1 protein-coding gene is annotated in these 631 nt (G+C 61.8%); it reads left to right on the top strand.

Features of this window, described 5'->3' with window-relative positions:
* Positions 1–631 (top strand): cbb3-type cytochrome c oxidase subunit I (locus tag VXC91_RS46580; RefSeq protein ID WP_329513364.1); only part of this gene is annotated, 631 nt, incomplete at both ends.

Genomic DNA, 631 nt, shown 5'->3' on the forward strand with positions numbered 1-631 from the left:
GCAGATCGGCGCGCCCGACGTGGCATTCCCGCGACTGAACATGCTCGCCTACTGGTTCTACCTGTTCGGCTCGACCATCGCGGCTGGTGCCATCCTCACCCCACAAGGGACGGCCAGTTTCGGCTGGTTCGCCTACAGCCCACTGTCCGACGCCGTCCACTCTCCCAGCATCGGCACGGACATGTGGATCATGGGTCTGGGCCTCTCCGGCCTCGGCACGATCCTCGGCTCGGTCAACTTCATCACCACGATCATCTGCATGCGCGCCCCAGGCATGACCATGTTCCGCATGCCGATCTTCGTGTGGACCGTGCTGCTCACCTCCGTGTTGGCTATCTTCGTCTTCCCGATTCTTGCGGCCGCACTGCTCACCCTGGAGGCTGACCGAAAACTTGGCGCCCACGTCTTTGACCCTGCAAATGGCGGCGCCTTGCTGTGGCAACACCTCTTCTGGCTCTTCGGCCATCCAGAGGTGTACATCATCGCGATTCCATTCTTCGGCATCATCTCCGAAGTCATCCCGGTCTTCAGTCGCAAGCCGATATTCGGTTACATGGGCCTGGTCGGCGCCACCATCGCCATCGCCGGCCTGTCGATCACCGTGTGGGCGCACCACATGTACGTCACCGGT

The sequence above is a fragment of the Streptomyces chiangmaiensis genome (genome assembly GCF_036281785.1).
In the GTDB taxonomy this organism is placed as follows: Bacteria; Actinomycetota; Actinomycetes; order Streptomycetales; family Streptomycetaceae; genus Streptomyces; species Streptomyces chiangmaiensis.